This window comes from Roseovarius sp. 10 (assembly GCF_033100315.1).
Taxonomy (GTDB): domain Bacteria; phylum Pseudomonadota; class Alphaproteobacteria; order Rhodobacterales; family Rhodobacteraceae; genus M30B80.
Genome location: NZ_JAWLVH010000013.1, coordinates 1 through 2100, shown reverse-complemented (window position 1 = coordinate 2100; position 2100 = coordinate 1). Strand labels below are relative to the sequence as shown.

The following is a 2100-nucleotide window of genomic DNA, read 5'->3' as shown; positions in this document are numbered from 1 at the left end:
GTTTGTGTCTTCGTCGGCACAGGCACAACTGCGGAACGCATTGCTTTCCTGGGCCGCAGCAAACGCCATGCAATGGCCACGCAACTGGAATGATGGGAACGACTCTGGGCCCGCAACTGTCTATTTCACAACGAACACACTGGTTCCCACCATAATCGCCTATGGCGAGCACAGGGACCTCTTCTCTGCAGAGGAGCAAGAAACAATCGAACGTTGGCTGCGCCAACTTGTTAACCGAACCGGCAATAACGAAAGGATGCGCAGATGGTCGGTAGATAATAAAGGCTATTTGTGGGGAAATGCTGCGCTAGCTTTCGGCATAGTCACGCAGGATGACGGCTTAATTCGCAGAGGCATTGGAACGTATTACACTGCGATTAGAAATCTCCGTAATGATGGTAGCCTGCCTCAAGACAGTGGCCGGGGCGGAAGTGCAATCCATTACACTAACTTAGCTATTTCATCCTTAGTGTTAACTGCTGAGCTGGCCGCTGGCCAAGGTGTAGACTTATATAGTTTTGAGGCTCGAGGAAGAAGTATCCATGATGCCATCCGATTCTTGCTTGATGCCACCGATGACCCGAGCATTATTGCCGGTTACGCTTCACAGTACACAGGCGCAGGTTTCCGCGGTTTTGACGCCAACAATCAACGTTTAACATGGATGAGGTCTCCCAGCGCCAGTTGGGGCGTGTACTACACCAAACGGTTTGAAGGCAGCGAGCTAGCTAATAGGCTGAAACGCACATCATCTTTCGTACGCGCCCCGAGACCTTCAACTTCGACCGTTGCAGGCGGGGTTGCCCGTTGTCTCGCCTGATTAAGGTAAAGTAAGCTTAGGCCGTGGCTATGAGCTATTTTCCACGCTTAACCATTTCAGTTAGCCATTTAGATTTGATGGCCAAAGAGTACCCCTGCCCATAACTATGACCGACACCATCTGTACTCCATCCACCAAGTTGGTCGACTATGTCGCTTGGGCACTCGATTGCACGCAAGCGATCTCTAAACGAGTGACGGAATGAATGGATAACGCAGCCGGACGGGACGCGAGGCCGCAACCACTTGTTCAAAGCTGCGCTGGCGGAATTTGAGTTGCACCCTTCACCACTGCAGTACTTAGGAAATGCAAACATACCATTGCCTTTGGCCAAACGTTTACTGGCTTCGAGTGACACGCCGACTAAAGGAACGTCACGCTCACTCTTAGCAGTTTTCAGACGCCTCCATGGATGCTCTCTAAGTGCAATATGGGGGACCTCACAATCGAGGCGGATGTCAGACAAAGCGAGACCACAAGCTTCCGCTAACCGCATGCCAGTGTCACTAATCAACGCAATGAGCAGTCGCGGCCCATCCCCAATTTCTAAACACTCAGCCTGAATAGAGTCGATGTCAGAAACTGGGATTGGCAGACGACGTTTTGCAACGGTCCGATCAGGAATAAACGTGCCTCCAAAAACATTACCAATAGCAAGCCCGTACTCTCTAGCAGCCAAATTGGTTATAGCCCGGACAGACGAAAAAATGCGTTTCACTGACGAGCTACTCAACCCACGCTCGAATAAATAATCGCGAAACTTCGATGCATCTGAGGCAGTCAAATCGGCCACCTCATCGTGGTCTAAGCAATCCTTTAGGTATCGAAGGCTGCGATCTGCCGATTCGAAGAATAACTTGTTTTTTCCATCGCCCTTTAAATCCTTATAGAGCCTCAGAGCATCATCAAGGCTTGGGCTCTCATCACGCGCTTGCTTCGGAGACTTAAGAGCAACAAGCCCAAGCTCCTTTGACCAAACATCATCCATGCGAATACCGTCCCAGTACCGTTCAAGCCGATCGGACAGTACTGTGGCCAATTTTTTTGCTTTTACGGGCGATTTCGTGCGGAGAGACATTTCGATCTTAGGCTTATTGAATCGATGCCGAAGATCAGACGGGACAGCTCGGGAGAAGTAATAAACACCGTTACGATTGTAAAAATATACCGGAAGTTTTACCTGCACCATATCTTCAAGCACTCCTGCTTTCGAACATTAATCGTTTGAAAACAGTTGCTTGGACCGTGGTCCGTGGACCTTGGATCTGGGTAAATGGCGC

General features: G+C 50.0%; 2 protein-coding genes. One reads left to right on the top strand and one right to left on the bottom strand.

The annotated features are described in order from the left end of the window. On the top strand, positions 1 to 820 hold an 820-nt coding region (locus RYZ18_RS14160), incomplete at its 5' end, for an alginate lyase family protein (protein ID WP_317657516.1). 34 nt (positions 821 to 854) lie between these two features. On the opposite strand, the gene RYZ18_RS14155 is transcribed toward RYZ18_RS14160, so the two are convergent. Continuing rightward, a complete protein-coding gene (locus tag RYZ18_RS14155; protein ID WP_317657515.1) occupies positions 855 to 2021 on the bottom strand; it encodes a DUF6538 domain-containing protein in 1167 nt (388 codons plus the stop codon). Positions 2022 to 2100 lie beyond the last annotated feature (79 nt).